At 68.9% G+C, this 24,815-nt stretch carries 23 protein-coding genes; 18 read left to right on the top strand and 5 right to left on the bottom strand.

Translation table 11 applies throughout. The features are described from left to right. Nucleotides 1–53 precede the first annotated feature (53 nt). Entirely contained in the window at nucleotides 54–311 is a 258-nt protein-coding gene (locus ACWPXE_RS05660) for a hypothetical protein (RefSeq protein WP_454017024.1), read from the bottom strand. Between the two features lie 235 nt (nucleotides 312–546). Between ACWPXE_RS05660 and ACWPXE_RS05665 the strand changes: the two genes are divergently transcribed. The 6 genes from ACWPXE_RS05665 (at nucleotide 547) to ACWPXE_RS05690 (ending at nucleotide 8,354) form a co-directional block, all read left to right on the top strand. Next, nucleotides 547–2,238, top strand: a complete 1,692-nt coding sequence (locus tag ACWPXE_RS05665; protein ID WP_454017025.1) for a methyl-accepting chemotaxis protein — start codon at nucleotides 547–549, stop codon at nucleotides 2,236–2,238. A gap of 320 nt (nucleotides 2,239–2,558) precedes the next feature. Beyond that, nucleotides 2,559–3,722, top strand: a complete 1,164-nt coding sequence (locus ACWPXE_RS05670) for a hydrogenase small subunit (protein WP_454017026.1) — start codon at nucleotides 2,559–2,561, stop codon at nucleotides 3,720–3,722. Between the two features lie 36 nt (nucleotides 3,723–3,758). Next, the gene (hybA, locus tag ACWPXE_RS05675) at nucleotides 3,759–4,817 is read left to right on the top strand and encodes a hydrogenase 2 operon protein HybA (RefSeq protein ID WP_454017027.1); all 1,059 of its coding nucleotides are present in this window, start codon (nucleotides 3,759–3,761) and stop codon (nucleotides 4,815–4,817) included. Between the two features lie 12 nt (nucleotides 4,818–4,829). Further along, on the top strand, nucleotides 4,830–5,999 hold the full coding sequence (gene hybB, locus ACWPXE_RS05680) for a Ni/Fe-hydrogenase cytochrome b subunit (RefSeq protein WP_454017028.1): 1,170 nt from the start codon (nucleotides 4,830–4,832) through the stop codon (nucleotides 5,997–5,999). Nucleotides 6,000–6,017: 18 nt separating this feature from the next. Continuing rightward, nucleotides 6,018–7,721, top strand: a complete 1,704-nt coding sequence (locus ACWPXE_RS05685; RefSeq protein WP_119506681.1) for a nickel-dependent hydrogenase large subunit — start codon at nucleotides 6,018–6,020, stop codon at nucleotides 7,719–7,721. 153 nt (nucleotides 7,722–7,874) lie between these two features. Next, nucleotides 7,875–8,354, top strand: a complete 480-nt coding sequence (locus tag ACWPXE_RS05690) for a HyaD/HybD family hydrogenase maturation endopeptidase (RefSeq protein WP_137105400.1) — start codon at nucleotides 7,875–7,877, stop codon at nucleotides 8,352–8,354. A gap of 22 nt (nucleotides 8,355–8,376) precedes the next feature. Here the strand turns inward: ACWPXE_RS05690 and ACWPXE_RS05695 are convergent, their stop codons facing one another. Further along, complete coding sequence (locus tag ACWPXE_RS05695; RefSeq protein WP_454017029.1) at nucleotides 8,377–9,393, bottom strand: MBL fold metallo-hydrolase; 1,017 nt, start codon at nucleotides 9,391–9,393, stop codon at nucleotides 8,377–8,379. A 653-nt stretch (nucleotides 9,394–10,046) separates the two neighbouring features. Between ACWPXE_RS05695 and ACWPXE_RS05700 the strand changes: the two genes are divergently transcribed. Then, nucleotides 10,047–12,014 carry a methyl-accepting chemotaxis protein gene (locus ACWPXE_RS05700; RefSeq protein ID WP_454017030.1) on the top strand — a complete coding sequence of 656 codons (1,968 nt, stop codon included), beginning with the start codon at nucleotides 10,047–10,049 and terminating at the stop codon, nucleotides 12,012–12,014. Between the two features lie 106 nt (nucleotides 12,015–12,120). On the opposite strand, the gene ACWPXE_RS05705 is transcribed toward ACWPXE_RS05700, so the two are convergent. Next, complete coding sequence (locus tag ACWPXE_RS05705) at nucleotides 12,121–12,723, bottom strand: HupE/UreJ family protein (protein ID WP_454017031.1); 603 nt, start codon at nucleotides 12,721–12,723, stop codon at nucleotides 12,121–12,123. A 235-nt stretch (nucleotides 12,724–12,958) separates the two neighbouring features. On the opposite strand from ACWPXE_RS05705, the gene ACWPXE_RS05710 reads away from it, so the two are divergent. The 11 genes from ACWPXE_RS05710 to ACWPXE_RS05760 all read left to right on the top strand — a co-directional run bounded on the left by ACWPXE_RS05710 (nucleotide 12,959) and on the right by ACWPXE_RS05760 (nucleotide 23,200). After that, nucleotides 12,959–13,231 (top strand): HypC/HybG/HupF family hydrogenase formation chaperone, encoded by a 273-nt coding sequence (locus ACWPXE_RS05710; protein ID WP_454017032.1) that lies wholly within the window; start codon nucleotides 12,959–12,961, stop codon nucleotides 13,229–13,231. Further along, on the top strand, nucleotides 13,228–13,932 hold the full coding sequence (hybE, locus tag ACWPXE_RS05715; RefSeq protein ID WP_454017033.1) for a [NiFe]-hydrogenase assembly chaperone HybE: 705 nt from the start codon (nucleotides 13,228–13,230) through the stop codon (nucleotides 13,930–13,932). Before ACWPXE_RS05710 ends, hybE begins: the two co-directional genes overlap by 4 nt. After that, nucleotides 13,929–15,098: a nickel-dependent hydrogenase large subunit gene (locus ACWPXE_RS05720; protein ID WP_454017034.1), complete on the top strand. Its 1,170-nt coding sequence runs from the start codon at nucleotides 13,929–13,931 to the stop codon at nucleotides 15,096–15,098. The genes hybE and ACWPXE_RS05720 overlap by 4 nt, the downstream gene beginning before the upstream one ends. A 3-nt stretch (nucleotides 15,099–15,101) precedes the next feature. Further along, nucleotides 15,102–15,443, top strand: a complete 342-nt coding sequence (hypA, locus tag ACWPXE_RS05725) for a hydrogenase maturation nickel metallochaperone HypA (protein ID WP_454017035.1) — start codon at nucleotides 15,102–15,104, stop codon at nucleotides 15,441–15,443. Then, on the top strand, nucleotides 15,443–16,378 hold the full coding sequence (gene hypB, locus ACWPXE_RS05730; protein WP_454017036.1) for a hydrogenase nickel incorporation protein HypB: 936 nt from the start codon (nucleotides 15,443–15,445) through the stop codon (nucleotides 16,376–16,378). The genes hypA and hypB overlap by 1 nt, the downstream gene beginning before the upstream one ends. Continuing rightward, complete coding sequence (locus tag ACWPXE_RS05735) at nucleotides 16,375–16,986, top strand: LysE family translocator (protein WP_454017037.1); 612 nt, start codon at nucleotides 16,375–16,377, stop codon at nucleotides 16,984–16,986. The genes hypB and ACWPXE_RS05735 overlap by 4 nt, the downstream gene beginning before the upstream one ends. Then, nucleotides 16,983–19,250, top strand: coding sequence for a carbamoyltransferase HypF (gene hypF, locus ACWPXE_RS05740; RefSeq protein WP_454017038.1), 2,268 nt, complete (start codon nucleotides 16,983–16,985; stop codon nucleotides 19,248–19,250). Before ACWPXE_RS05735 ends, hypF begins: the two co-directional genes overlap by 4 nt. Next, nucleotides 19,223–19,474 (top strand): HypC/HybG/HupF family hydrogenase formation chaperone, encoded by a 252-nt coding sequence (locus ACWPXE_RS05745; RefSeq protein ID WP_454017039.1) that lies wholly within the window; start codon nucleotides 19,223–19,225, stop codon nucleotides 19,472–19,474. Before hypF ends, ACWPXE_RS05745 begins: the two co-directional genes overlap by 28 nt. A 16-nt stretch (nucleotides 19,475–19,490) precedes the next feature. Further along, complete coding sequence (gene hypE / locus ACWPXE_RS05750; protein WP_454017040.1) at nucleotides 19,491–20,537, top strand: hydrogenase expression/formation protein HypE; 1,047 nt, start codon at nucleotides 19,491–19,493, stop codon at nucleotides 20,535–20,537. Nucleotides 20,538–20,711: 174 nt separating this feature from the next. Then, complete coding sequence (locus tag ACWPXE_RS05755) at nucleotides 20,712–21,434, top strand: sugar transferase (RefSeq protein WP_237905177.1); 723 nt, start codon at nucleotides 20,712–20,714, stop codon at nucleotides 21,432–21,434. 317 nt (nucleotides 21,435–21,751) lie between these two features. Continuing rightward, nucleotides 21,752–23,200 (top strand): S41 family peptidase, encoded by a 1,449-nt coding sequence (locus tag ACWPXE_RS05760; RefSeq protein ID WP_454017041.1) that lies wholly within the window; start codon nucleotides 21,752–21,754, stop codon nucleotides 23,198–23,200. 196 nt (nucleotides 23,201–23,396) lie between these two features. Here the strand turns inward: ACWPXE_RS05760 and ACWPXE_RS05765 are convergent, their stop codons facing one another. Then, entirely contained in the window at nucleotides 23,397–23,993 is a 597-nt protein-coding gene (locus tag ACWPXE_RS05765) for a cold-shock protein (RefSeq protein WP_145627150.1), read from the bottom strand. A 243-nt stretch (nucleotides 23,994–24,236) separates the two neighbouring features. Next, on the bottom strand, nucleotides 24,237–24,734 hold the full coding sequence (locus ACWPXE_RS05770) for a YchJ family protein (RefSeq protein ID WP_454017042.1): 498 nt from the start codon (nucleotides 24,732–24,734) through the stop codon (nucleotides 24,237–24,239). Between the last annotated feature and the right edge of the window lie 81 nt (nucleotides 24,735–24,815).

Here is a 24,815-nt window from a genome sequence, read left to right on the forward strand (position 1 = left end):
AAATGGCCGGACGGCGCCCTTCAATCGGATATTCCATAACGTCGATTGCGCGCTCAGCCCCCCGGACGACTCGCCAGTTCGATCACCGGTGCGGTGCCACGATAGTCCGGGTAGTTCCAGTAGGTGCGCGGCTCCAGCCGGTAGGCCGGGAGACCGCCACCCAGCGTGTAGACCGGCCCGCTTCCACCATAGCCGACGCCGTAGTTGCCCGCCTCGGGCGGACCATTGTCTCCGCATGCCGTCAGCACCAGAAGCAGAACGGCAATGAACAATTGCGTGAGCGTTCCGATGATGGCTGCGATGGGTTTCATGATCCACCCGCCCGCTCCGACGCGTTGCACCCTCATGAAAACAAACACGCCGTGACTTTGGCTATTCCTGAAAAAATTGGTCCGCTCCAAAAACAATATGCGTTTCGTCCAGTTCTGGCCAAAAGGCGGCGCGGCAACGTGTCATGGAACGATTTAACGCTTCGGAAACCAATGGGTGCCTCATTATCGTCAGACGCAGAGGCGGCACAAGACCGCCGCAATGGGGACGTCCAGCATGTTGAAAGCGCTTAAGAATCTAAAGATCGGGCCGAAGGTCTATCTTCTCGTGGGGCTGCAGGCGGCGGTGGCCGCGGTGACCGGCCTGATGGGGCTGGCCGCCATGCAGGATCTGGCCGGCAAGTCCGAGGCCATCGAACGGGCGTCGGACCGCCAAGTGCTGGGCGAGCAGCTCAACGGCCTCGTCCTCGCCGTCGTCATGGACTCGCGCGGCGTCTACATGGCCCGCGACCGGGCCGAGGTGGACAAGTTCGGCAAGCCCCTGCTGGACAATCTGAACACCCTTGGCGAGCGGCTCGGCACCCTGAAGCGCCTCACCCCGGCGGAGGGGCAGGCCGCGCTGGCTCCGGTGGCGGCGAAGGCCGAGGAGTTCATCCGCTTCCGCACCGAAACGGTGCGCCTCGCCCGTGAGAAGGGGCCGGCGGAAGCCCGCACCTTCGGTGACAACGACGCCAACCGCAGCAACCGCCAGGCGCTCAACGCCGCGATCCAGACGCTCAGCGCCAATCAGGACGGCATGATCGACCGCCTGCACGACGAGCTGGAGTCGGCCCGCTGGCATTGGACCACCCTGATGCTCGCCATCGGCGTCGGCGGCGTGCTCTTCGGCATCCTGCTGGCCGTGCTGGTCGCCCGCGACATGATCGCGCGCCCCATCGCCCGCATGACCGCGGCGATGAAGACCATCGCCGCCGGCAACACCATGGCCGAGGTGCCCGGCACCGGCCAGGGCGACGAGGTCGGCGACATGGCGGAGGCCGTGCTGGTCTTCCGGGACGGGCTGCGGCGCGCCAATGACTTGGCCGAGCAGGAGCGCCGCGAGATCGACGTCCGCCGCCAGCGTCAGGAACGGCTGGAGGCCCTGACCCAGGGCTTCGCCCAGAAGATCGAGGGGCTGTGCCGCACCCTGAACGGGGAGGCCGACAGCATCCGCAGCAGCGCCGAATCGCTGACCCATTCCGCCGCCGACGCCTCGCGCCGCAGCTCGACCGTCGCCGCGGCGGCGGAGCAGGCCACCGGCAATGTCCAGACCGTGGCCGCGGCGACCGAGGAGCTGTCCACCTCCATCGGCTCGATCAGCCAACGCCTCGGCGAGGCCGCCCGCATCGCCAGCGAGGCGGAGCGGGAGGCCCAGCGCACCAACAGCACCATCCAGGGCCTCGCCCAGGCGGCGGAGAAGATCGGCGCGGTGGTCAACCTCATCACCGAGATCGCCAGCCAGACCAACCTGCTGGCGCTGAACGCGACCATCGAGGCGGCGCGCGCCGGCGAGGCCGGCAAGGGCTTCGCCGTGGTGGCGCAGGAGGTGAAGAGCCTCGCCAACCAGACCGCCCGCGCCACCGAGGAGATCTCCGCCCAGATCGTCGCCATCCAAAGCGAGACCCAGCAGGCGGTCGGCGCGATCAGCGGCATCGTCGGCACCATCGAGCGGATCAGCGACATCAGCACCAACGTTGCCGCCGCAGTGGAGCAGCAGGGCTCCGCCACCCAGGAAATCGCCCGCAACGTGCAGGAGGCCGCGATCGGCACGCAGGAGGTCTCCTCGACCATCTCCGGCGTGTCGCAGTCGGCCGACCACACCGGCGAGGCCGCCGGTGGCCTGCTGAGCGCCGCCAAGGGCCTGTCGGTCCACGCGCGCACCCTGCAAAGCGACGTGGACGACTTCACCCGCCAGATGAAGGCGGTCTGACCCCCTCCCTCCTCCTCTCCGGCTTTCGCGCCGGAGAGGAGGCTTTTCCCGACGCATCCTTTCCGTTGATACCGCCTCGGCGTTCGAAGCTTACCCGCGTCATACCCCATTTGATGTAGATCAATGCCGCGCCCGCATCGAAACTGGTGCAATGCCGGCGAGCGTTTCGCGCCCAAATACCCCTACAATTGATAGGGATTACGCCGCGCCGTGGGTTTCCCTCATCGGGTCCCCCAGGACGCGCCGTGGCGTGCTGCGCATCCGGCGTCCGGCAACCGGGCGGCCAGCGGATCAATGCAAAAGGGTCTTTGGGGGAAATCATGCCCGACGGACATGTGGATCTCGACGCCGAGCACATCGGCGATCTCGACGAGTATGAGGGTGCGCTGGCCGGCCTGTCCCGCCGGGAATTCCTGACCTACTGCACGGGCGTGGCCGCCACGCTGGGCCTGTCCCCCGCCTTTGGCGTGAAGATCGCCAACGCCGCCGTGGCCGCGCCGCGCCCGACGGTGATCTGGCTGTCGGGCCAGGCCTGCACCGGCTGCACCGAATCGCTGCTGCGCACCCATCACCCGTCGCTGGAGACGCTGATCCTCGACACCATCTCGCTCGACTACAACGAGACGCTGATGACCGGCTCCGGCCACCAGGCCGAGAACTGGAAGCAGCAGGCGATGAAGGACAATTGGGGCAAGTACCTGATGGTCACCGACGGCTCCATCCCGACGAAGGATGGGGGCGTCTACTGCAAGGTCGCCGGCAAGACCTACAAGGACGCCGTGCTGGAGTGCGCCAAGGGCGCCGCCGCGGTCATCTCCATGGGGTCCTGCTCCTCCTGGGGCGGCTGGCCGTCGACCGGCGTCAATCCGACGGGCGCCGTCGGGCTGAACGAGATCATCAAGGACAAGCCGGTCGTCTCCGTCCCCGGCTGCCCGCCGAACCCCTACAATTTCCTGTCGCTGGTCCTGCATTTCGTCGCCTTCGGCAAGCTGCCGGAGCTGGACGACAAGATGCGCCCGAAGTTCGCCTACGGCCGCCTGATCCACGAGAATTGCGAGCGCCGTCCGCATTTCGACGCCGGACGCTTCGCCATGGAGTTCGGCGACTACGGCCACCGCCAGGGCTACTGTCTCTACAAGCTCGGCTGCAAGGGTCCGGAGACCTACGCGAACTGTCCCTCCATCGGCTTCAACGACGTCGGCCAGGGCACCTGGCCGGTGGGCACCGGCCATCCCTGCTTCGGCTGCACCGAGAAGGGCGTCGGCTTCACCAAGGGCATCCATGAGCTGGCCTCGCTGAAGTCGGTGGCACCGCCCAACACCTACCCGGCGGTCGCCGTCGAGAAGGGCGAGGGCATCTCCGCCGGGGCCGCGGCGGTGGTCGCCGGCATCGCCGGCGCGGCGGTCGGCGCCGGTGCCGTCATCTCCAGCCGGCTCGGCAAGCAGGACGCGAAGACCGAATCCTCCTCCACCGCCGCCGAGTGAGGTGACGCCATGTCGAAAAACATGATGTCAAAGAACATGATGTCGAAAAGCAGGACATCGGTTTCGCGTCGCGGCTTCCTGCGCAACGCGGTCAAGGGCAGCGCTGCGGCCGCCGCAGCGGCCTGCACCACCGTGGTCGCGGCCCCGCCGGAGGCCAACGCACTGGTCCGCCCGCCCAAGCCGCTGCCGCCCGACGCGGTCGGTCTGCTCTACGACAGCACGCTGTGCATCGGCTGCAAGGCCTGCGTGACCGCCTGCAAGGAGGTCAACCACATGCCGCCCGACGTCGGCCCGGCCCAGCAGGGCTGGAACGCGGGGGGCGGCGACAAGCCGATCTACGACAGCCCGGTGGAGCTGTCGGCCAGGACGCTGAACGTCATCAAGGCCTACAGCCACGGCACCGGCGCCACCAAGGACGCAGCGGAGAACGGCTTCGCCTTCATCAAGCGGCAGTGCCTGCACTGCGCCGATCCGTCCTGCGTGTCGGTCTGCCCGGTGTCGGCGATGACCAAGGACGCGAAGACCGGCATCGTCAACCACGACCCGAGCGCCTGCATCGGCTGCCGCTACTGCGTGCTGTCCTGCCCGTTCGGCGTGCCGAAGTACGATTACAACGACGCCTTCGGCGAGATCAAAAAGTGCCAGCTCTGCAAGCAGCAGCTCGCCAAGAACGAGCTTCCGGGCTGCGCCGACGTCTGCCCCACCGGGGCGACGCTATTCGGCCGCACGGAGGACCTCAAGGCGGAGGCCAAGCGCCGCACCGCGCTGAAGGTCGGCGAACACACCCACTACCCGCGCGGCGACATCGCCGGCAAGGTCGGCGGCCCGCGCTCCGGCCATGAGAAGCTCGTCGAGGCGGCCTACCAGACGCACATCTACGGCGAGAAGGAACTGGGCGGCACCCAGTGCCTCGCGGTGTCCGCCGTGCCGTTCGACAAGCTGAACCTGCCTACCAACGTGCCGGAGAACGGCTATCCGACCCTGTCGGAAGGCATCCAGCACACGCTCTACGCGGGCATGATCGCCCCCGCCACGGTGTTCGCCGGTCTCGCCTATCTGGCGCACCGCAACACCAAGAACCACACCGACGAGTGAGGGGGCCACGCCATGTCTTCGCACTTTAAAGAGCATCATGGGCATGAGCATCAGCCGCTCGGCGGCCGGGTCCTCACCCTTCCCTTCCTGATCTGCGCCGCCCTGGTCGCCATCGCCGGCGTCATCCTGTTCCAGCGCTACACGCAGGGCCTGGCCGCCGCGTCGAACCTGAACGACGGCTATCCCTGGGGCATCTGGGTGGCCATCGACGTGGTGATCGGCTCGGCCTTCGGCTGCGCCGGCTACGTCATCGCGCTGCTCTGCTACATCCTGAACCGCGGCGAGTACCACCCGCTGGTCCGTCCGGCGGTGCTGGCCAGCCTGTTCGGCTACGGCCTCGCCGGTCTGGCGGTGCTGGTCGATCTGGGGCGCTACTGGAACTTCTACCACATGATGCTGCCGTGGTACGCGCAGCCGAACTCGGTGATGCTGGAGGTCGGCCTGTGCGTGGCGACCTACACGCTGGTGCTGGTGGTGGAGTTCGCCCCGGCCTTCCTGGAGCGCTTCGGCATCGAGGGGCTGCGCGCCAAGCTGAACAAGGTGCTGTGGGTCTTCATCGCGCTGGGCGTTCTGCTGCCGACGATGCACCAGTCGTCGCTCGGCACCATGATGGTCATCGTCGGGCACAAGCTGTCGCCGCTGTGGCAGTCGCAGATGCTGCCGGTCTTCTTCCTGCTGACCGCCATCCTGATGGGCTTCGCCATCGTGGTCTGGGAATCGGTCATGGCCTCGCTGAACTTCCGCCGCCCGATGGAAACGCCGGTGCTGTCGAAGCTGTCGGGCCTGATGCTGGTCGTCGCCTCGCTGTTCGTCGTGCTGCGCTTCGTCGACCTGATTGTGCGCGGCCAGATCGGCCAGATCTTCGGCGGCCCGCAGTCCGGCTGGTTCGTCGCGGAAATGGCGTTGATGATCTCCGGCCTCGCGCTGCTGATCCCGAAGGCCAACCGCAACCGGTCGCGGGCGCTGTTCCTGGCGGCCTCGCTCCTGCTGGCGGCGGGCATCCTCTACCGCCTGAACGTCTATCTCATCGGCTTCACGCCGGCGGTCGGTCCTTGGCACTACTTCCCCTCGGTCAAGGAAATCATGGTCACCGTCGGCGTCTTCGCGCTGGAGATCGCGCTGTATCTCCTCTTCGTGAAGAAGCTGCCCGTCATGCACGCCGTCCATCCCGAGCACGGCTGAGTTTAGGAGACTTTCGTTATGGCTCAGCGAGTTGTTGTAGATCCGGTCACCCGCATCGAGGGCCACCTGCGGGTCGATTGTGAAGTGGACGGCGGCAAGGTCACCAACGCCTGGGCGTCGGGCCAGATGTGGCGCGGCATCGAGCTGATCCTTCAGGGCAAGGACCCACGCGACGCCTGGGTCTTCGCCCAGCGCATCTGCGGCGTCTGCACCACGGTGCACGCCATCACCTCCGTCCGCGCGGTGGAGAACGCGCTGAAGCTGGAGGTGCCGCTCAACGCCCAGTACATCCGCAACATGATCCAGGGCGCCCACAACGTCCACGATCACATCGTCCATTTCTATCACCTGTCCGCGCTCGACTTCGTGGACATCGTCTCGGCGCTGAAGGCCGATCCGGCGGCGACCGCCAAGCTGGCCCAGTCGATCTCCGGCTGGCCGCGGAACAGCACGCAGGAATTCGCCACCGCGCAGAAGAAGCTGCAGGCCTTCATCAACTCCGGCCAGCTCGGCATCTTCGGCTCGGGCTACTGGGGCCATCCGGCGATGAAGCTGACGCCGGAAGCCAACCTGATGGCGGCGTCCCACTACCTCCAGGCGCTCGACTACCAGCGGCGCATGAACAAGGTGGTGGCGATCCTCGGCTCCAAGACCCCGCACATCCAGAACATGGCGGTCGGCGGCGTCACCAACCCGATCAACATGGACAGCCAGTCCACCCTGACCCTCGAAAAGCTGATGTACATCAAGCAGCTGATCGACGAGGTGGGCGACTTCATCACCCAGGTCTACATCCCCGACGTGGCGGCCATCGGCGCCTTCTACGCCGACTGGACGCAGTATGGCCGCGGCGTGGTGAACTACCTGTCCATCCCGGACATGCCGCTGGACACCAAGGGCACCACCTTCGCCCTGCCCGCCGGCTACATCGACGGCGGCGACCTCACCAAGTTCACCCCGATCAAGGACTTCCACGACCCCTACTTCGAGAAGGGCGTGAAGGAGAGCGTGAAGCATTCCTGGTACCAGGGCGGCAAGGGTCCCCTGCACCCCTACGACGGCGAGACGATCCCGAACTTCACCGACTGGCAGGACGACGGCAAGTACAGCTGGATCAAGTCGCCGACCTTCTACGACAAGCGCGCCCAGGTCGGCCCGCTGGCCAACGTGCTGGGCATGTACGCGTCGGGCCACCAGCGCACGCAGTTCTGGGTCAACGCGGTGCTGGACGCGGTGTCGGGCCATCTCGGCAGCAAGGTCGGCGTCGACGCTCTGCACTCCACCATCGGCCGCCACGCCGCCCGCGCGGTGCGCTGCGTGGTCCTGCACGAGGAACTGCAGAACCAGTGGAAGCTCCTGATGGAGAACATCGCGAAGGGCGACACCAAGACCTTCAACAAGCCGGTGTTCCCGAAGGGCGAGATCCGCGGCTTCGGCTTCCACGAGGCGCCGCGCGGCATGCTCTCCCACTGGGTCGTGATCGAGAACGGCAAGATCAAGAACTACCAGGCGGTCGTGCCGACCACCTGGAACGCCGGTCCGCGCGACGAGGACGGGAACATCTCGGCCTACGAGGCGGCCCTGATCGACAACCCGGTGGCGGTCGCCGACCAGCCGCTGGAGATCATCCGCACCCTGCACAGCTTCGACCCGTGCCTGGCCTGCGCCGTGCACCTGACCGACACGGAAACGAAGTCGCATTATCAGGTGAAGGTCGTCTGATCCAAGCCCTCTGACCGGCCGAAAGCCCCTCTTCCCCATGGAGGAGGGGCTTTTCGCGTCGCCTGTTCAGGCCGATTGATCCAGTTCACGGCGCCCGGCGCCGATCCGGCCTCATCCTTCTGTTTCAAAATCAACGAACGGAGCGTCCGCACCATGTCCATCCTCGTCCTCGGCCTCGGCAACATCCTCCTGATGGACGAAGGGGTGGGCGTGCGCGCCATGGAGGCGTTCGACGCCGCCTGGAGCGTGCCCGACCATGTCAGCGTGGTGGACGGCGGCACCTGTGGCATGGACATGCTGGACCTCATCGCCAGCCACAAGCACCTCATCGCGGTGGACGCGGTGAAGACCGGCGCGCCGCCGGCCAGCCTGACCGTGCTGCGCGGCGACGAGGTTCCGGCCTATTTCAAGGGCAAGCTGTCGCCCCACCAACTCGGCCTCAGCGACCTGCTGGCCTCGCTGCGCCTGCAGGACGAGGCGCCGGAGAGCGTGACGGTGGTCGGCTGCGTGCCGATGGCGCTGGGCACCGGCCTGATGATGTCTCCGGAGATCGAGGCGGTGATCCCGCGGATGGTGACGATGATCGTCGAGGAACTGGCCCGCCTCGGTGTGACCGCCACGCCCCGAAACTGAGCGTGGCGATCACGATCAATCCTCAGCGGTCGGCGCGGATCGGGCCGAACTCCACCGGGACCCAGGCGTAGCCCTTGCCTTCGGTGCGGACATGGCCGATGCCGGGGAAGGGCAGATGGGCGCCGGCCACCCACAGCTTCTGCGCCGCGGCGTCGGCGAAGAGCTTCTTGCGGGACGCGACGGCCTGCGCCTTGTCGGCGTCGAACTCGATGACGACCTCCGGGCGGGCGAACTGCACGGAGTGGCTGTGCACGACGTCGCCCCACATCAGGATGCTGCGCTCCCCCGATGTGAACAGATAGCCGCTGTGCCCCGGCGTGTGGCCGTAGGCCGCCACCGATTCCACGCCCGGCACGAGGCTGTCGCCGGGCTGGTAGGGTTTCAGCTTGCCCGCCGCCGCGTAGGGCGCCACCGCCGCGCGGGCCATGGCGAAGAAGGGCTGGCTGTCGGCCGGGGCCTTGGCCGCCACCTCCTCGCTCAGCCAGAAGTCGGCGTCGGCCTTGGCGACCTGGACCGTCGCGTTGGGGAACAACATGGCGCCGTCCGGACGCAGCAGGCCGTTGGCGTGGTCCGGGTGCAGGTGGGTCAGCAGAACCGTGTCGATCTGCTCCGGGCTGTAGCCGGCGGCACGGATGTTGTCGGCAATGAAGCCCAGCGCCGGACCGAAGGCCTTGGCCGTCCCGGTGTCCACCAGGACGAGGTTTGCGCCGGTGTGCACGAGGAAAGCGTTCACCGCCGTCTGGACGCCCGGTGTGTCGGCCAGGAACATCCGGGCGAGCAGGCTCTGGATATCGTCGGCGCTGGCGCCGCTGAGGATCTTGCGGTCGAGGTCGATGAAGCCGTCATACAGAGCGGTGACCTCGAAATCGCCGATGGCCATGCGGTAGAAGCCCGGCGCCTGGGTCCGCTGCTGGCCCGGCACCTCCGCCAGGGCCGGCGCCGCAGGGGCGAGGACGGCACCGGCGGTCAAGACGGCGGGAACGGCGACAGCCAGGGTGAGCAGGGCTCTGCGCAAGGTGACGAAGGTCGGCGGAGTCATCGGCGAGGTTCCCCTTCAGAATGGTCGGCGCCCAGCATGGCCGTCCTGGCCGCGCGGCGGAAGGGCAACCGCGCGCATGACGCCAATGCATTGATCGAGACCATGGAAATGCCGTCACCGCTGCGCATGGGATCGCCCGGTGGAAGGTCTGCCGGATCATCGCCAGCGACTCGGTCCCCGCTGCACGAGGCGGCGGACACCCGCGGGTAAGTCGACATCGTCGAGGCATCGGCACGGAACGGCCACCCGGCGAGAGTTGTCTTGAGGATTAGCCCGTCACCCCCATCCGGACCAGGCGGCGCCGGACGTGTCGTGACGCGAGCCTGGCTTCAACCACCACGGGCCGGCGCGTCCGATCGCGTCACGGCTGAAAGCAATCGGACAAGCACTGGGCGACGAGGAAGCAAAGCCGCTTTGCGCGTCACCAAAACACCACCCGCTTATCGAAGATTTTCAATTTTAGCCAGTTTATGAAATTATAGGAAAATTAACAATCCGAGCACATAACAAAAAGCCGCGCAGTGTCCTTCGTCCTTGAAGGTCATAGGGAGACCGGGATGAGAATTATCGGAAAAATCATTACGGCCAACGCGATTATGGCCGTCGTCCCACTCTGCCTGGCTGGGTTCATCGCGTACGACGCGGTATCCGACGTGCGCACGCAACTGGAAGCGCAACGCAACCTTGCAGCGTATGAAACCGCCATCGCGATCGGCTCCAAGGTGCCCACCGAACGGTCGGCGTGGGGCTATGCCTTCGGGGTTTCCGGCCAGTTGGACGCCGAGACGAACAAGCGGCTCGAAACGACGGGCGCCGCGCTCGACGAGTCCATCGGCGCGGCGCGGCAGCGCTTCGCGGCGGCTGGATTGCCGACGGCGACGATCGACCGTCTCACCGCGGAATTGAAGACGATGCGGACGGACGGACGGAATGCGCTGATGCAGCCCCCCTCCTCCCGTCCCGCCAACGCCTATGCCACCGTGGTCGACGGCCTTGCGAAGGCAAGCGATCTGGGAGGAAAAGCCACCAACGAAGCCTTCCGCGCGACGATAAAGGCGGATCAAACCCTGCTTTCGACCACCAGCCTCGCCCGCACGGCCCAGGACCTGCGTGACATCGATGGGGTTCGCTCCTCCTTCCTCGCCATTTTTGTCAATGGCACGGAGCAGACCCCTGAGCGCATCAAGACCCTGACCGAAATGACCGGCAAGATCGCCCTGCTCTGGCAGCAGATCGGGAAGGCGGTCGAGGCCATGGGCAGTCCTCCGGACCTCGTGAAGGCGTTGGACCATATGAAGGCGACGGTGATGTCGGATGGCGAGGCGCGCTTCCAGGCCGCCCTCGCCGCGGCGCGGGATCGCGCGCCGCCGCCCGTCACCTATGCCGAATGGAACAAGTGGGCCGGCCCGATGCTGAACAACATCCTGGTGATGCGGGATGCGGCGCTGGTCAATGCCAAGGAACAGAACGCCGACACCCTGAGCCGGGCGTGGTGGCAGTTGGGCATCGCGTTGACGGTCATCGCGGCCATCCTGGCGGCCTTCGGCCTGGCGCTGCTGCTGATGTTCCGGCAGGTCATCCGCCGCCTGCACCGGCTGACCGCCGCAATCCTGCGGCTGGCGCAAAACGATCTCGCCGTCGAGATTCCGCAGCCCACCGCCACCGACGAGATCGGCGACATGGCCCGCGCGCTTCAGGTTCTGAAGGACGGCGCCGAAGAGCGCGTCCGTCTGACCGAAACCGGCAAGGCCGAGGTTGTCAGCAAGGAAAAGCGGACGCGGGCGCTGGAGGATCTGATCCGCGGCTTCGACCGCAAGTCCGCCGACATCCTGAGCAAGCTCGGCGCCTCCACCGCCGGGATGAGCCAGTCGGCGGGCCTGATGGCGGCGCTGGCCGACCAGACCCACCGGCAATCGACCGCCACCGCCGCCGCCGCCGAGCAGACCGCCACCAACGTCCAGACCGTCGCGGCGGCCAGCGAGGAGATGACCGCCGCGATCCAGGAGATCGGCCGTCAGGTCACCCGTTCCAACGAAATCGCCGGGAAGGCGGTGGCGGAGGCCGGGCAGACCAGCGACAGCGTGCGCAGCCTGGCCAGCGCCGCCGGGCGCATCGACGACGTCGTCAAGCTCATCCAGGGCATCGCCGCCCAGACCAATCTGCTGGCGCTGAACGCCACCATCGAGGCGGCGCGGGCCGGCGAGGCCGGCAAGGGGTTCGCGGTCGTGGCGGGAGAGGTCAAGAGCCTCGCCAACCAGACCGCCAAGGCCACCGAGGAAATCTCGGCGCAGATCGCCTCCGTGCAGTCGGCGACCCAGGGCACGGTGGCGGCGATCGAAGGGATCGGCGCCACCATCGCGTCGATCAACGAGATCTCCGCCACCATCGCCGCCGCGACCGAAGAGCAGAACGCCACCGCCAGCGAGATCTCGCGCAACATCGTCGAGGCGGCGCGCGGCACCCAAGAGGTCAGCGGCAACATCGCCAACGTCAACGGCGCCGCCACGCAGGCCGGCACCGCCGCCGCCGAGGTTCTGGAGTCCGCCAGAACCCTGTCGCAATGGGCCGACGCGCTTCATCAGGAAGTCTCGACCTTCCTCGCGGCCATCCGGGCGGCCTAGGCGGAACGCCGTCGATGCGCCGCGCCGCGTGGAACGCGGCATACAAAAAGGCCCGGCGGAAAAACCCGCCGGGCCTTTTCGATTGCGTCGAAGGCGGTGCTCCGGATCAGCCCAGCGCGAGCAGCGCCACGCCGGCCAGACCGACCACGGCGCCGGTGCCGCGCAGCGCCAGGGCCCCCCTGCGGCCTTCCACCAGACGGCGCAGCGACAGGGCGGCGCCGATGCCCGCCCCGTGCAGCAGCGCGGTGGACAGGGCGAAGCCCAGGCCGTAGAGCAGCGGCTCCGCCGCCTCCGGCATCTCGGCGCCGTGGGCGTGGCCGTGGAACACGGCGAACAGGGCGACCACACCGGCGGAGGCCAGCAGCGGCAGCCGGGACTGCAGGGCGATCAGGGCACCCAGGGCGACCACGGACAGGACGATGCCAAGCTCGACCTGCGGCAGGTCGATGCCGGCGACACCCAGCAGGCCGCCGCCGATCATCGCGCCGACGAAGGCCGTCGGCAGCGCCCACAGGGCCTTGCCGCCGCGCTGCGCGGCCCACAGGCCGACGGCGACCATGGCCAGCAGGTGATCCCAGCCGCCGACCGGGTGCATGAACCCATGGACGAACCCGGCATCATGGGCGCCGAAGGTGTGGGCGAACGCCGCGTTGGGCAGCGCGGCCAGGGCCGCCGCCGCGGTGACCGACGCGAGAGCGATGCGTTTCATTTGTGAAAACCCCTGCTGTATCGTTGAGCGGCGCACGACCGACCCCTACCCCATCGCGCGCGAAGCGGTCGCCACTTTAGCAGAACCGTTCCGATTGGAAATGGCGGAGCGCCACGAAATTGCGTCGGACCGCATGTTTGACGCACATCAATGTGCGGATTCAACCCCCGGTCAAGATGCCGCGGTTACGTCGCCAGTGTCACGGCGACCGGCCTCCCCGCGTGAGGACGCGCGCATGTGTCTCGGCATCCCGATGCAGGTCCTGGAAACCGATGGCTTCACCGCGCGCTGCACCGGCCGCGGCGAGGAGCGGCGCGTCAACGTCATGCTGATAGAGGAGGTGCCGGAAGGCGGCTGGGTCCTCGTCCATCTCGACCGCGCCGTCCGCCCACTGGAGTTCGAAGAGGTGGAGCCGCTGAACCGCGCGCTGGACGCCATCCTGCTGGCCGCGAAGGGGGAGAATGTGGACCACCTGTTCGCCGACCTCATGGAAAAGGCGACCGCATGACCCCCGGCGGCCCCGAGGCGGGCTTCGCCGCCGACGCGCGTCCCGCCTGCGGGTCTTGCGGCGCGGTCTACAACCCCACGGCGGGCGATCCGGGGCGGGAAGTGCCGCCGGGAACGCCCTTCGGCGGCCTGCCGGACTATTGGCGCTGCCCGGGTTGCGGCGGGCCGCAGCATGGCTTCACCGTCGCGGCACCGCCCGGCGGCGATGCGATGGACGCGCGCGTCGCCGCCCTGACCGCCAGCTACCGCCTGATCGCGGAGCGCGACATGGCCGGCGTTCCCATCTGCAACGCCGCCCTTGCGGTGGAGGCGCTGGGGTTCCGCCCCCAAGGGCCGGGCTGGATCGGCTGCGTCATCGCCCCCTGGTTCCTGAACGCCGTGCTGATCCCGCGCGATCCCGCCTTATGGGCGGAGCGGCGCGACGGCGACAAGATGGAGATCGCCCTGCCCTCCGGCGCCTACCGCTTCACCGCGGCGCGCGTGGGCGTCCTGGGAACGCTGGCGGTGATCCCGCTCGCCTCGGCTATGAACGTGTTTCCCGATCAGCAGGACGCCCGCGCCGCCGCCGCCCTGGCGCTCGACCATCTGATGCGGGAGCCGCAGCCACTGGCGCCACAGACCGAGCCGCCGCCGGCAAGCGATGCGGAGGCGGCGAAGCCCGCCCTGTCCCGCCGCTCCCTGTTCGGGAGAGCGCGCCGATGAGCGTGGCGGGCGGTGGACTGGAAGGCACCGTGTCGGTGCGGCTGCGGACCGCCAACGGGCGGGTGCGCGCCGTGTCGGTGCAGGTCCGCCGCCCCGCCGCCGCCCGCGCCCTGTGCGGACGCACGCCCGACGAGGCGATGCGCCTCGTGCCGCTGTTGTTCAGCCTGTGCGGCACCGCCCAGTCGCTGGCCGCGCTTGAGGCTCTTGAGGATGCGCTCGGTCTCGGCGCCCGACCGCACACCACCGCCCGCGTCCTGCTGGCCGAGGCGGAAGCCGCGACGAACCACGCGTGGCAAGTCCTGATGGACTGGCCGGCACGGCTCGGCGAGGCGCCGCAGCCCAAGGAGTTGGCAGTCCTGCGCGCCGCGGCGGCGGCGATCCATCCTGCGCTCTACCCGGCCCGCGACGGGCTGCGCCTCGGCGGCGGCTCCCTGCGGCCCGACCGCGCCGCTCTGACCGCCGCCATCGCGGCCCTGCGCAAGGGGGTGGAGCGCGCCGTCTTCGCCGCCCCGGCTCCCACCGACGTGGCGGCGTTGGAGCGCTGGGCCGAGGCGGGCGGAACCGGTGCGGCTCGGCTGATTCGCCGCGTCCTGGCACCGGGCATGGCAGGCTTCGGCGCCTGCGGCGTGGCGGCGCTGGAGCCGCATCCGGCGGGCTGGTTCGGCGAGCGGCTGTCCGTCGACGCGGAGTTCTCCGCGCGTCCCCGGCAGGACGGTGCCCCGGCCCACACCGGGCCGCTGGCCCGCCGCACCGCGCATCCGCTGGTCGCCGCGTTGCTGGCCCGGCACGGCTCCGGTCTCGCCGCTCATGCCGCCGCCCGGCTGGTGGAACTGGCGGGACTGGCGGAGCGCTTGGCATCCTGGGCGGACCGCCTCGACGACGCCGAACCGGCTCCGGACACCGGCGCCACGCGGCGCGGCGCGGGAAGTGGCGTCGTGGAAACAGCCCGCGGGCGCCTCGCCCACTGGCTGCGGCTTGAGGACGGTCGTATCGCCGATTATCGCATCGCGGCGCCGACCGAATGGAATTTCGCCGCGGACGGACCGCTGGCCCGGGGTTTGGAAGGCACCGCGGCCGACGTGGGTCTGGCCGAGCGTGCCAGCCTGCTGGTGGCCGCACTCGATCCCTGCGTGGCCTCCGCCATCACGATTCAGGACGAGGACTGACCCATGCACGAGTTGGCGCTCAGCCAGGGCATCATCGACGTGATCCGCGATCAGGCCGCGGCCCAGGGCTTCACGACGGTGAAGACGGTGCGTCTGGTCATCGGCACCCTGTCTCACGTCGAACCGGAGGCCATCGCCTTCGGCTTCGACGCGGTCAGCCGCGGCACCATCGCGGAGGGCGCCGTCCTGGACATCGAACGCCCGCCGGGTCAGGCCTTCTGCCTGTCCTGCGAGAAGCCGGTCCCGCTGCCCGAGCGGTCGGCCCCCTGCCCGGACTGCGGCGGCCACCAGCTGATGGTGACCGGCGGCGAGGAAATGCGCGTCAAGGAACTGGAGGTGGAGTGATGTGCACGGTCTGCGGCTGCGCCGAAGGCGAAACGAAAATCGAAGCCGGCCACGCGCACGGCCATCACCACCACGGTCACGACCATCATCATGATCATGACCACCATCATCATCACGACCACAGCCACGAGCATCTCGGCCCGGACGGCAAGGTCTACCGGCACACGCACGGCGACGACCATGGCCATGATCATGGGCATGACCACGGCACCATCGACCTCGGCCGCGGCCCGGCGGGGACGGAGGTGCCGGGAATGTCGCAGACCCGGCTGGTCGCCATCGAACAGGACATCCTCGCCAAGAACGACAGCTTCGCCGCGGTGAACCGCCAGCTGTTCGCGGCGAAGGGCGTGTTCGTGCTGAACCTGATGTCCAGCCCCGGTTCGGGCAAGACGACCCTGCTGACCCGCACGCTGACCGACCTGAAGGGGCGGTTCCCGATGGCGGTGATCGAGGGCGACCAGCAGACCTCCTTCGACGCCGACCGCATCCGCGCCACCGGCACCCCGGCCATCCAGGTCAACACCGGCAAGGGCTGCCATCTCGACGCCCAAATGGTTACCCTGGCAATGGGGCGCCTGCCGGTGGAGGCGGGCAGCGTTCTGTTCATCGAGAATGTCGGCAACCTCGTCTGCCCGGCCGGTTTCGACCTCGGCGAGGCGCACAAGGTCGTCGTGCTCTCGGTGACGGAGGGGGAGGACAAGCCCCTGAAATACCCGGCGATGTTCGCGGGCGCCGACCTGCTGCTGGTCAACAAGGTCGATCTGCTGCCGCATCTGACCTTCGACGTGGCGCGCATGATCGCCTACGCCCGCCAGTTGAAGCCGAACCTGCGCGTGATCGAGGTTTCCGCGACCGCCGGCCAGGGGCTCGATGACTGGTACGGCTGGATCGAGGAGGGGCTTGCGACGGCCGTGGCGGGACGCGGCGCATGAGCCCCGCCGATTTCCTCCTGATGGCCGGGGCCTGCCTGTATTTCATGGCCACCCCCGGACCCGGCATCTTCGCCGTGGTCGCCCGTTCCCTCGCCCTGGGATGGCGGTGCAATCTGGGCTTCCTCGCCGGAATGGTGGTGGGCGACCTCGTGCTTCTGGCGCTCGCCCTCGGCGGGCTGGCCGCCGTCGCCCACGCCTTCGAGGAGTTGTTCACCCTGCTGCGCTTCGCCGCCGCCGGTTACCTGATCTGGCTGGGCATCCGAACATGGCGCGCGCCCGTCACCCTCGGTGGAGACCCGCCGGCGGCCGAAGGCGCGCAGTTGCGGGGCTTCGCGAGCGGTCTGGCCCTGACCCTTTCCAACCCGAAGACCATCCTGTTCTACATGGCCTTTCTCCCGGCCTTCGTGGATCTGACCCGCGTATCCGCCACCGACGCCGTGCTGATGGCCGGCATCGTGGTGGGCGTGTTGAGCGCCGTCCTGCTGACCTACGCCATGGCGGCGTCGCGCGCCCGTCATCTGTTCCGCAGCGAGCGGGCTATGAAGGCGCTGAACCAGGGCGCCGGCACGTTGATGATCGGCGCTGGCGTGGCGGTCGCCGCGCGGTGAAACGGCTTCGCCTCCGGGTCCGCGGGCAGGTGCAGGGGGTCGGCTTCCGGCCCTTCCTGCATGGGCTGGCGCACCGCCTCGCACTGACCGGCTGGGTGCTGAACGACGGGGCCGGGGTGCTGGCGGAGGTGCAGGGCGAGACCCTGGAGCGCTTTTTGACGGCGCTCGCGAAGGATGCCCCACCGTTGGCGCGGATCGACGCGGTCGAGGCGGAAGACTGCCCCATCCGCCCCGACGAGGCGGGTTTCGCCATCCTTGCGTCGCGGCACGGAACGGTGACCACCGGAGTCGCCCCCGACGCCACCGTTTGCCCAGCCTGTCTGGCCGAGCTGTTCGACCCGGCGGACCGGCGCCACCGCTATCCGTTCCTCAACTGCACCCATTGCGGGCCGCGCTTCACCATCACGCGCGCCCTGCCCTACGACCGGCCGCAGACCGCCATGGCGGGCTTTCCGCTCTGCCCGGACTGCGCCGCCGAATACGCCGATCCCGCCAACCGCCGCTTCCACGCCCAGCCGACCGCCTGCCCGGCCTGCGGCCCGCGCCTGTCCCATTCCATCGAGGAAATGCTGGCCGCGCTGCGCGGCGGACGGATCGTTGCCATCAAGGGGCTGGGCGGCTTCCACCTCGCCTGCGACGCGTTCAACGCGGCGGCGGTGGAACGGCTGCGAGCGCGCAAGCGGCGCAACGGCAAGCCCTTCGCCCTGATGGTCGCCAACGCTGCTTCCGCGGAGCGGTTCGTGGAAATCGGGGAGGCGGAACGGGCGTTGCTGGAGGGGGTGGAGCGGCCTGTGGTGCTGTTGCGGCGGCGGGACGGCGCCCCCACACTTCCCGACGCCATCGCTCCCGGTCTCGCCTGGTTGGGCGTCATGCTGCCCTACACGCCGATCCATCATCTGCTGTTCCACGAGGCCGCCGGACGCCCGGACGGCACGGCGTGGCTGGAGCGGCCGCAGGACCTCGCCCTGGTCATGACCTCCGCCAACCCAGGCGGCGAACCGCTCGCCATCGGCAACGCCGAGGCGCGGCAACGGCTGGCAGGAATCGCCGACCTGATCGTCGATCATGACCGCGACATCCTGATCCGCGCCGACGACAGCGTGATGCGGGTGGTGGCAGGCGCGCCGGCGTTCCTGCGGCGGGGACGGGGCCATGCGCCGGTGCCCATCCGTCTGCCGCGCTCCGGACCGTCGGTGCTGGCGGTCGGCGGGCACCTGAAGGCCACCGTTTGCCTGACCCGCGGCGACGAAGCCTTCCTCAGCCAGCACATCGGCGATCTCGACAACGCCGCGACCGTAGCGTTCCTTGAGGACAGCGTCGCCCATCTGCGCCGCATCCTGGCGGTGGAGCCGGTGGCCGTCGCCCACGACCTCCACCCCGACTTCCAGAGCACCCGCCTCGCCGAATCGCTCGGCCTGCCGACCCTGCCGGTGCAGCATCACCACGCCCACATCGCCGCGGTGCTGGCCGAACACGGCCTGGACGGCCCGGCGCTGGGGCTGGCGCTGGACGGGTTCGGGCTGGGGACGGACGGCGGGTCCTGGGGCGGGGAGATGCTGCTGGCGGAGGGCACCGGCTTCACGCGCCTCGGCCATCTGGCACCGCTGACCCAGCCGGGCGGCGATGTCGCTGCGCGCCAGCCCTGGCGCATGGCGGCGGCGGCGCTGGCCCGCATGGGGCGCGGCGCGGAGATCACCGGGCGCTTCGCCTCCTGCGGGCCGGCGGACGGCGTGCGGCGGATGATCGAGGCCGGCGTCAACGCGCCGCCCACCAGCTCCTGCGGGCGCTGGTTCGACGCCGCCTGCGGCCTGCTGGGGATTCGCGCCGTCGCCGGCTTCGAGGGCGAGGCGCCGATGGCCCTGGAATCGCTGGTGCGCCGCCCCACGGTGCTGGAGGGCGGCTGGCGGATCGACGGCGGCGTGCTGGATATCACCCCCCTCCTGGAAAGTTTGTTGCAGATCAATGCGCAGGAGGGGGCCGACCGGTTCCATGGCACCCTGGCCGCGGCGCTGGTCGCTTGGGCCATGCCGGCGCTGACGGCGCGCGGCCTCGACCGCATCGCCCTGTCCGGCGGCTGCCTGATGAACGCCGTTCTGGCGGAGAGGTTGAGCGCCGGCTTCGCGGCGCGCGGCGTCACCGCGCTGCTGCCGCGCCAGGCACCGGCCAACGACGGCGGGCTCAGCCTGGGACAGGCCTGGGTCGCCATGCAGAGTTTGCTTGAGGAAGGACCGCCCCCATGTGCCTCGCCGTTCCCGCCCGCGTGATCGAGCTTCTGGAGGACGACCGCGCCACCGTCAGCCTGGGCGGGGTGAAGGTCGCCTGCTCCCTGGCGCTGGTCGAGGGCGTGGCGGTGGGCGACTACGTCATCGTGCATGTCGGCTACGCCCTGTCCAAGCTCGACCCGGAAGAGGCAGAGCGCACGCTTGCCCTGCTCGCCGAAACCGGCACTGGCACCGGTGCCTTGCCGCCCGCCTCGGATGCCGCCTGACTTTGTGGACCCCGCCATGACCGACCGCCGTCTCTTCACCCGCAAGCTCGACCTCGCCCGTGGCACCGTGGACATGAGCCACGGATCCGGCGGCAAGGCCATGGCCCAGCTGGTGCGGGAGCTGTTCGCCGCCGCCTTCGCCAACCCGCTGCTCGACCAGGGCAACGACCAGGCGGCCTTCGACCCGCCCGCCGGACGGATGGTGGTGACGACCGACGGCTTCGTCGTCTCGCCCCTGTTCTTTCCCGGTGGCGACATCGGCTCGTTGGCCGTGCACGGCACGGTGAACGACGTCGCCATGGCCGGGGCGGTGCCGCTCTATCTGACCGCCGGCTTCATCCTGGAGGAAGGCTTCCCGCTGGCCGACCTGAAGCGGCTGGTGGACAGCATGGCCCACGCCGCGCGCGAGGCCGGCGTGTCCATCGTGACCGGTGACACCAAGGTTGTGGAGCGCGGCAAGGGCGACGGCGTCTTCATCACCACCACCGGCATCGGCGTGGTGCCGCCCGGCGTCGCCCCGTCCGGCGAGCGGGCGCGGCCCGGCGACGCGATCCTGCTCAGCGGCACCATGGGCGACCACGGCGTCGCCATCATGTCCACCCGCGAGAATCTCAGCTTCGAGACGGACATCCGGTCGGACAGCGCGGCGCTGCACGGGCTGGTCGCCAGCATGGTCGCGGCGGTGCCGGACGTGCATGTCCTGCGCGACCCGACTCGCGGCGGTCTGGCAACGACGCTGAACGAGATCGCCCACCAGTCGGGAGTCGGCATGCTGCTGCGCGAGGCCGACATCCCGCTGAAGGCGGAGGTCGCAGCCGCTTGCGAACTGCTCGGGCTCGACCCGCTCTACGTCGCCAACGAGGGCAAGCTGATCGCCATCTGCGCGGCGGAGGATGCCGCGCACCTGCTGGCGGCCATGCGCGTCCATCCGCTGGGGGTCGATGCCGCGGCCATCGGCACGGTGGTCGAGGACTCCCACCGCTTCGTGCAGATGGAGACGCGCTTCGGCGGCAAGCGCATCGTCGATTGGCTGTCTGGCGACCAGCTTCCCCGCATCTGCTGAGCCTCCGCTTGCGCCGAAAGAGGCACCCCGTCGGCTTCGCTCACGCCACCCGGCGTACCGCAATGGAACTGTGGCGGATCGGCCCAGCCGGGGGACCCCGGACGCGCCTCACGCGTTGCCTCCCCCGGAAGGCGGTCGTGTTTCCGCCAGCCGAATTGTGAGTACGGGGGATCGATGGGTATTCCGCAGTCCATCCAGTTGGGTGCTGCACCGCTGGAGCCGGCGACGCTCGCCGGCACGGCGTCCGCCGCTGAGCTGGTCGCGCGCTTGCCGGCCACGGCACCGCTGCACCGCAACCGGGTGAAACGGGCCTTTGACCTCGTGGGGGCGGTCGGGCTGATTCTGTTCTTCGGACCGTTGATGCTGATCGTCGGGCTCCTCATCACGCTGGACGGCGGCCCCGCGGTGTTCGGCCACCGGCGCATCGGGACGGAGGGTCGGGACTTCACCTGCTGGAAGTTCCGCTCCATGGTCGTCAACGCACCTGAGGTGTTCGAAAAGCTGATCGAATCCGATCCGGAGGCCCGCGCCGAATGGGAGGCCACGCGCAAGCTGCGCAACGATCCCCGCATCACCTGGATCGGCCGTTTCCTGCGCCGCACCAGCCTGGACGAGTTGCCGCAGCTCTTCAACGTCCTGACCGGCGATATGAGTCTGGTCGGCCCACGCCCCATCGTGCAGGAGGAGGTGGCGCGCTATCACGTCTGCTTCCCCTTCTACACGCGCTGCCGCCCCGGCCTGACCGGACTGTGGCAGGTCAGCGGCCGCAACGACGTGGACTATGGCCGGCGCGTCCAGCTCGACACCGCTTATCTGCTGGGCTGGAGTTTCTGGGGCGACTTCCGCATCCTGCTGCGCACGGTCGGCGTGATGCTCAGCGGAAAAGGTGCCTATTAAGGCGTAGAATCCCCGCGCCGCCGCCCTCCCTCGCCCGGAGAGTGGCGGCGCGGAGGGCAGAGACACATATCCTATCCTGGGCGAGGCGACGGGCCCCGCGGCACCAGGGGGCAGGATTTGAGATTGCCCGGTCAACGTGCTAGGTTGCGAATGGACGACCGGCGGGACCGGCCGAAAGGCCATGCTCCGCCGTACGAAAGCACAGACGCACCGGCCTTGGGCGTCCGACAGGCGAAACCCCTGGTACAATAAGGCTTGCAGTCGCGTTGATGGCTTTGATTCCGCCGGCCGGGCCGGTCAGTCAAGAGGGGCGCAGGATGGCGAAACTGCTGGCGGCGCTGTTGCTGCTGATGGTGGCGATGGGACCCGCCTGTGCGGTGGTGCCCGCTTCCCGCGCCGACACCAGCATCGCGCTGGAGCATTACCGGCAGGAATTCGCAAAAGCCAAGGGCACCTCCACCCTCCCCTCCCCGGCGGACCGCAACTATCTCCTCTTCTCCGACGTCATGCGCCGCGTGCTGGCCGAACATGTGAAGCCGGGCACGCCGCAGGTTCTGGTCGAAAAGGCCGTCGCCGGCCTTCAGAAGAAGAAGAAGGAGGAGCCGGGGGCAACCGACCGGACGCTCACCGAGGCGGCGCTGGACGCGATGCTGACCTCCCTCGATCCCTATTCGGCCTTTCTCGACTCGGAGCACTTCCGCTACATGCGGGAGCAGACCCAGGGTGAGTTCGGCGGGCTGGGCATCGAGGTGACCATGGACGAGGACAGCGGCCTGATCCGCGTCGTATCGCCCATCGACGGCTCCCCCGCCGCCCGCGCCGGACTGCGCACCGGCGACCTGATCGCCCGCATCGACGAGGCGCAGGTCAAGGGCATGAACCTGCGCGACGCGGTGGCCCGCATGCGCGGCCCGGTCGGCACCTCGGTCGCCCTGACCATGCGGCGCAACGGCGGCAACAGCGGGAACGGCGGTCCCGACGCTCCCTTCCGGGTGTCGCTGACCCGCGCGATCGTGAAGATCCAGCCCGTGCGCTACCGGCTGGAGGGCGACGTCGCCTATATCCGCATCGCCGCCTTCAATCAGCAGACCTCCCACGCGCTGGACGAGGCGGTGGAGGAGATGCGCCGGCAGGCCCATGGCCGGCTGGCCGGGGCGGTGCTGGATCTGCGCAACAACCCCGGCGGCCTGCTCGACCAAGCGGTGAACGTCGCCGACCGCTTCCTGGAGGCGGTGGACATCGTGTCGGTGCGGGGCCGCGATCCGGACGAAAACCGCCGCTACACCGGCACGCCGGGCGACCTGCTGGCCGGGCTGCCCATCGTCCTGCTGATCAACAGCGGGTCGGCCTCGGCGTCGGAGATCGTGGCGGGCGCCCTTCAGGACCACAGCCGGGCGCTGCTGTTCGGCACGCGCAGCTATGGCAAGGGCTCGGTGCAGACCATCTCATCGCTGTCCGGCGACATCGGTATTCGCCTGACCACCGCACGCTATTTCCGCCCGTCCGGCGGACTGGTCGACTGCTTCGGCGTGTCGCCAAACCTGGAGATCAAGCCGGCCAACGACAACAGCGAGGAAACGCATCCCGACCCGGCGACTTGCGACCCGCACGCCACCCCGCCGCCGCCGCCGCGCGCCTGGAGGATCGAGGACCTGTGCCCGGACGTGGCCGCGGCCCCGTCGAAGCCCGACGCCGACCGCCCGCTGGACTGCGCCGTCGCCGCCATCCGCACCCGCCTAATGGGCACGCTGATCGGGCGGCCATAAGTAAAAGCCCCTCTCCTCGGCGAGGCCCAACAAAAAAGCCCTCCGTTCCACTGGAACGGAGGGCTTTTTCTTTGTGCCCCACTCACCGTCTCGAACCGTGTTGGCGGATCGCGACGGCGGGGGAAATGGTGCTGCTTCCGCGACCGGACGTGAGGGGATGGGTCCGCCCCGCCCCCTCAAACCCGGCTGTTCGACGTCAGACCACTTCGACGCGCTGCGCTTCCGGACCCTTGACGCCCTGGCGGACGGTCACCCGCACCTGCTCGCCGTCGGCGAGCACGTCCAGGCCCGAGCGCTCCAGAGCGCGGATGTGGATGAAAATGTCCTTGCCGCCGGTGGACGGGGCGATGAAGCCGAAGCCCTTGGACACGTTGAACCACTTCACGGTGCCGTCGACCGTCTCCTCGGCGCCGCCGGCGCCGCCGCCGTAGCTGCTGCCGCCGCCGTAGCTGCCGCCGCCGCCGTAACCGCCGCCGTAGCTGTCGCCGCGCGGAGCGCGCGCCGCCGGGCGCGGGGACTCACTGGCGGTCGAGGTGTCGACGTCGTGGATGGTGGCGACCTGCGGGCCCTTCGGGCCGCGGGACAGGTCACAGGTGATGGTGGCACCCTCGGGCAGGCTGTCGTGTCCGCAGAACTGCAGAACCGTGGAATGCAGGAAGGCATCCGGCGAGCCGTCTTCGGGCGTGACGAAGCCGAAGCCCTTCGTCGCGTTGAACCACTTGACGGTGGCGCGGATGTTGCGCTGGGTGATCTCGGGAGCGCGGAAGCTGTTGCGCTGCGGACGGTCGAACATACGTGGTCTCATCTGTCGTGATAGGCCATGCCCCAACAGGCGGAACATGGCCCTCCGAAGATGATCCGTTCCGCCGCGCTTTTCAATTGAGATCGCGCGCGCCGGAAAGAAAGATTCGGCAAAAACCCAGCCGAAGGCCGCCCGGCGGTCACCGGGCGACCAAAAATATCGCAATTGCTGCGAGAATCGGCGGATTACCGGTCAAGTCCGGGCGCTCAAGACCGCCCTATCAGAACTGGACCGTCAGACCGCCCCGCAGCACTTCTTGTGCTTCTTGCCGCTGCCGCAGGGGCAGGGATCGTTCCGGCCGACCTTGGGGCCGCTGCGCGGGCGGGCGCCCAGAGTGCCGTCCACATAGTACCAGCGGCCGTCCCGCTTGGTGAAGCGGCTGGTCTCATGATGCTTCTGCGGCTTGCCGTTCATGGTGAAGTGGGCGACGAACTCGACCACGCCGTCCTCGTCCTGCACCCCGCCGGCCTCGGTGCTGCGGACCTCGAGGCCGGTCCACTGGCTGTTGGCGGCCCAGGTCTCGATCTCCTTGCGGTCGAAGTCCTCGCGGGTCTCCGGGAGCAGCGTCTCCTGCAGATAGTCGATCTTCCCGCAGGCAAAGGCCGAATAGCGCGACCGCATCAGCGCTTTGGCGGTCGGCGCCAGCGCGCTGCCGTCCAGATAGGGGCCGCAGCAGGCGTCCAGGGGCTTGCCGGAGCGGCAGGGGCATTCGGTGGTGGCGGTGGTGGTCATGACTTCCGGCCTCTCGATTTGAGGGCGCCATGCATAGCGCAGCCGGCGCGCCCCGCCAAGCGTCACGGCCGCCGCCGGTTG

The organism is Azospirillum sp. Marseille-Q6669, assembly GCF_965111635.1.

Excerpts from the sequence above, each read along its gene's own strand:
- ACWPXE_RS05660 (WP_454017024.1), bottom strand. The coding sequence starts at position 311 with ATGAAACCCATCGCAGCCATCATCGGAACGCTCACGCAATTGTTCATT.
- ACWPXE_RS05665 (WP_454017025.1), top strand. The coding sequence starts at position 547 with ATGTTGAAAGCGCTTAAGAATCTAAAGATCGGGCCGAAGGTCTATCTT.
- ACWPXE_RS05670 (WP_454017026.1), top strand. The coding sequence starts at position 2,559 with ATGCCCGACGGACATGTGGATCTCGACGCCGAGCACATCGGCGATCTC.
- hybA (WP_454017027.1), top strand. The coding sequence starts at position 3,759 with ATGATGTCGAAAAGCAGGACATCGGTTTCGCGTCGCGGCTTCCTGCGC.
- hybB (WP_454017028.1), top strand. The coding sequence starts at position 4,830 with ATGTCTTCGCACTTTAAAGAGCATCATGGGCATGAGCATCAGCCGCTC.
- ACWPXE_RS05685 (WP_119506681.1), top strand. The coding sequence starts at position 6,018 with ATGGCTCAGCGAGTTGTTGTAGATCCGGTCACCCGCATCGAGGGCCAC.
- ACWPXE_RS05690 (WP_137105400.1), top strand. The coding sequence starts at position 7,875 with ATGTCCATCCTCGTCCTCGGCCTCGGCAACATCCTCCTGATGGACGAA.
- ACWPXE_RS05695 (WP_454017029.1), bottom strand. The coding sequence starts at position 9,393 with ATGACTCCGCCGACCTTCGTCACCTTGCGCAGAGCCCTGCTCACCCTG.
- ACWPXE_RS05705 (WP_454017031.1), bottom strand. The coding sequence starts at position 12,723 with ATGAAACGCATCGCTCTCGCGTCGGTCACCGCGGCGGCGGCCCTGGCC.
- ACWPXE_RS05710 (WP_454017032.1), top strand. The coding sequence starts at position 12,959 with ATGTGTCTCGGCATCCCGATGCAGGTCCTGGAAACCGATGGCTTCACC.
- hybE (WP_454017033.1), top strand. The coding sequence starts at position 13,228 with ATGACCCCCGGCGGCCCCGAGGCGGGCTTCGCCGCCGACGCGCGTCCC.
- ACWPXE_RS05720 (WP_454017034.1), top strand. The coding sequence starts at position 13,929 with ATGAGCGTGGCGGGCGGTGGACTGGAAGGCACCGTGTCGGTGCGGCTG.
- hypA (WP_454017035.1), top strand. The coding sequence starts at position 15,102 with ATGCACGAGTTGGCGCTCAGCCAGGGCATCATCGACGTGATCCGCGAT.
- hypB (WP_454017036.1), top strand. The coding sequence starts at position 15,443 with ATGTGCACGGTCTGCGGCTGCGCCGAAGGCGAAACGAAAATCGAAGCC.
- ACWPXE_RS05735 (WP_454017037.1), top strand. The coding sequence starts at position 16,375 with ATGAGCCCCGCCGATTTCCTCCTGATGGCCGGGGCCTGCCTGTATTTC.
- ACWPXE_RS05745 (WP_454017039.1), top strand. The coding sequence starts at position 19,223 with ATGTGCCTCGCCGTTCCCGCCCGCGTGATCGAGCTTCTGGAGGACGAC.
- hypE (WP_454017040.1), top strand. The coding sequence starts at position 19,491 with ATGACCGACCGCCGTCTCTTCACCCGCAAGCTCGACCTCGCCCGTGGC.
- ACWPXE_RS05755 (WP_237905177.1), top strand. The coding sequence starts at position 20,712 with ATGGGTATTCCGCAGTCCATCCAGTTGGGTGCTGCACCGCTGGAGCCG.
- ACWPXE_RS05760 (WP_454017041.1), top strand. The coding sequence starts at position 21,752 with ATGGCGAAACTGCTGGCGGCGCTGTTGCTGCTGATGGTGGCGATGGGA.
- ACWPXE_RS05765 (WP_145627150.1), bottom strand. The coding sequence starts at position 23,993 with ATGTTCGACCGTCCGCAGCGCAACAGCTTCCGCGCTCCCGAGATCACC.
- ACWPXE_RS05770 (WP_454017042.1), bottom strand. The coding sequence starts at position 24,734 with ATGACCACCACCGCCACCACCGAATGCCCCTGCCGCTCCGGCAAGCCC.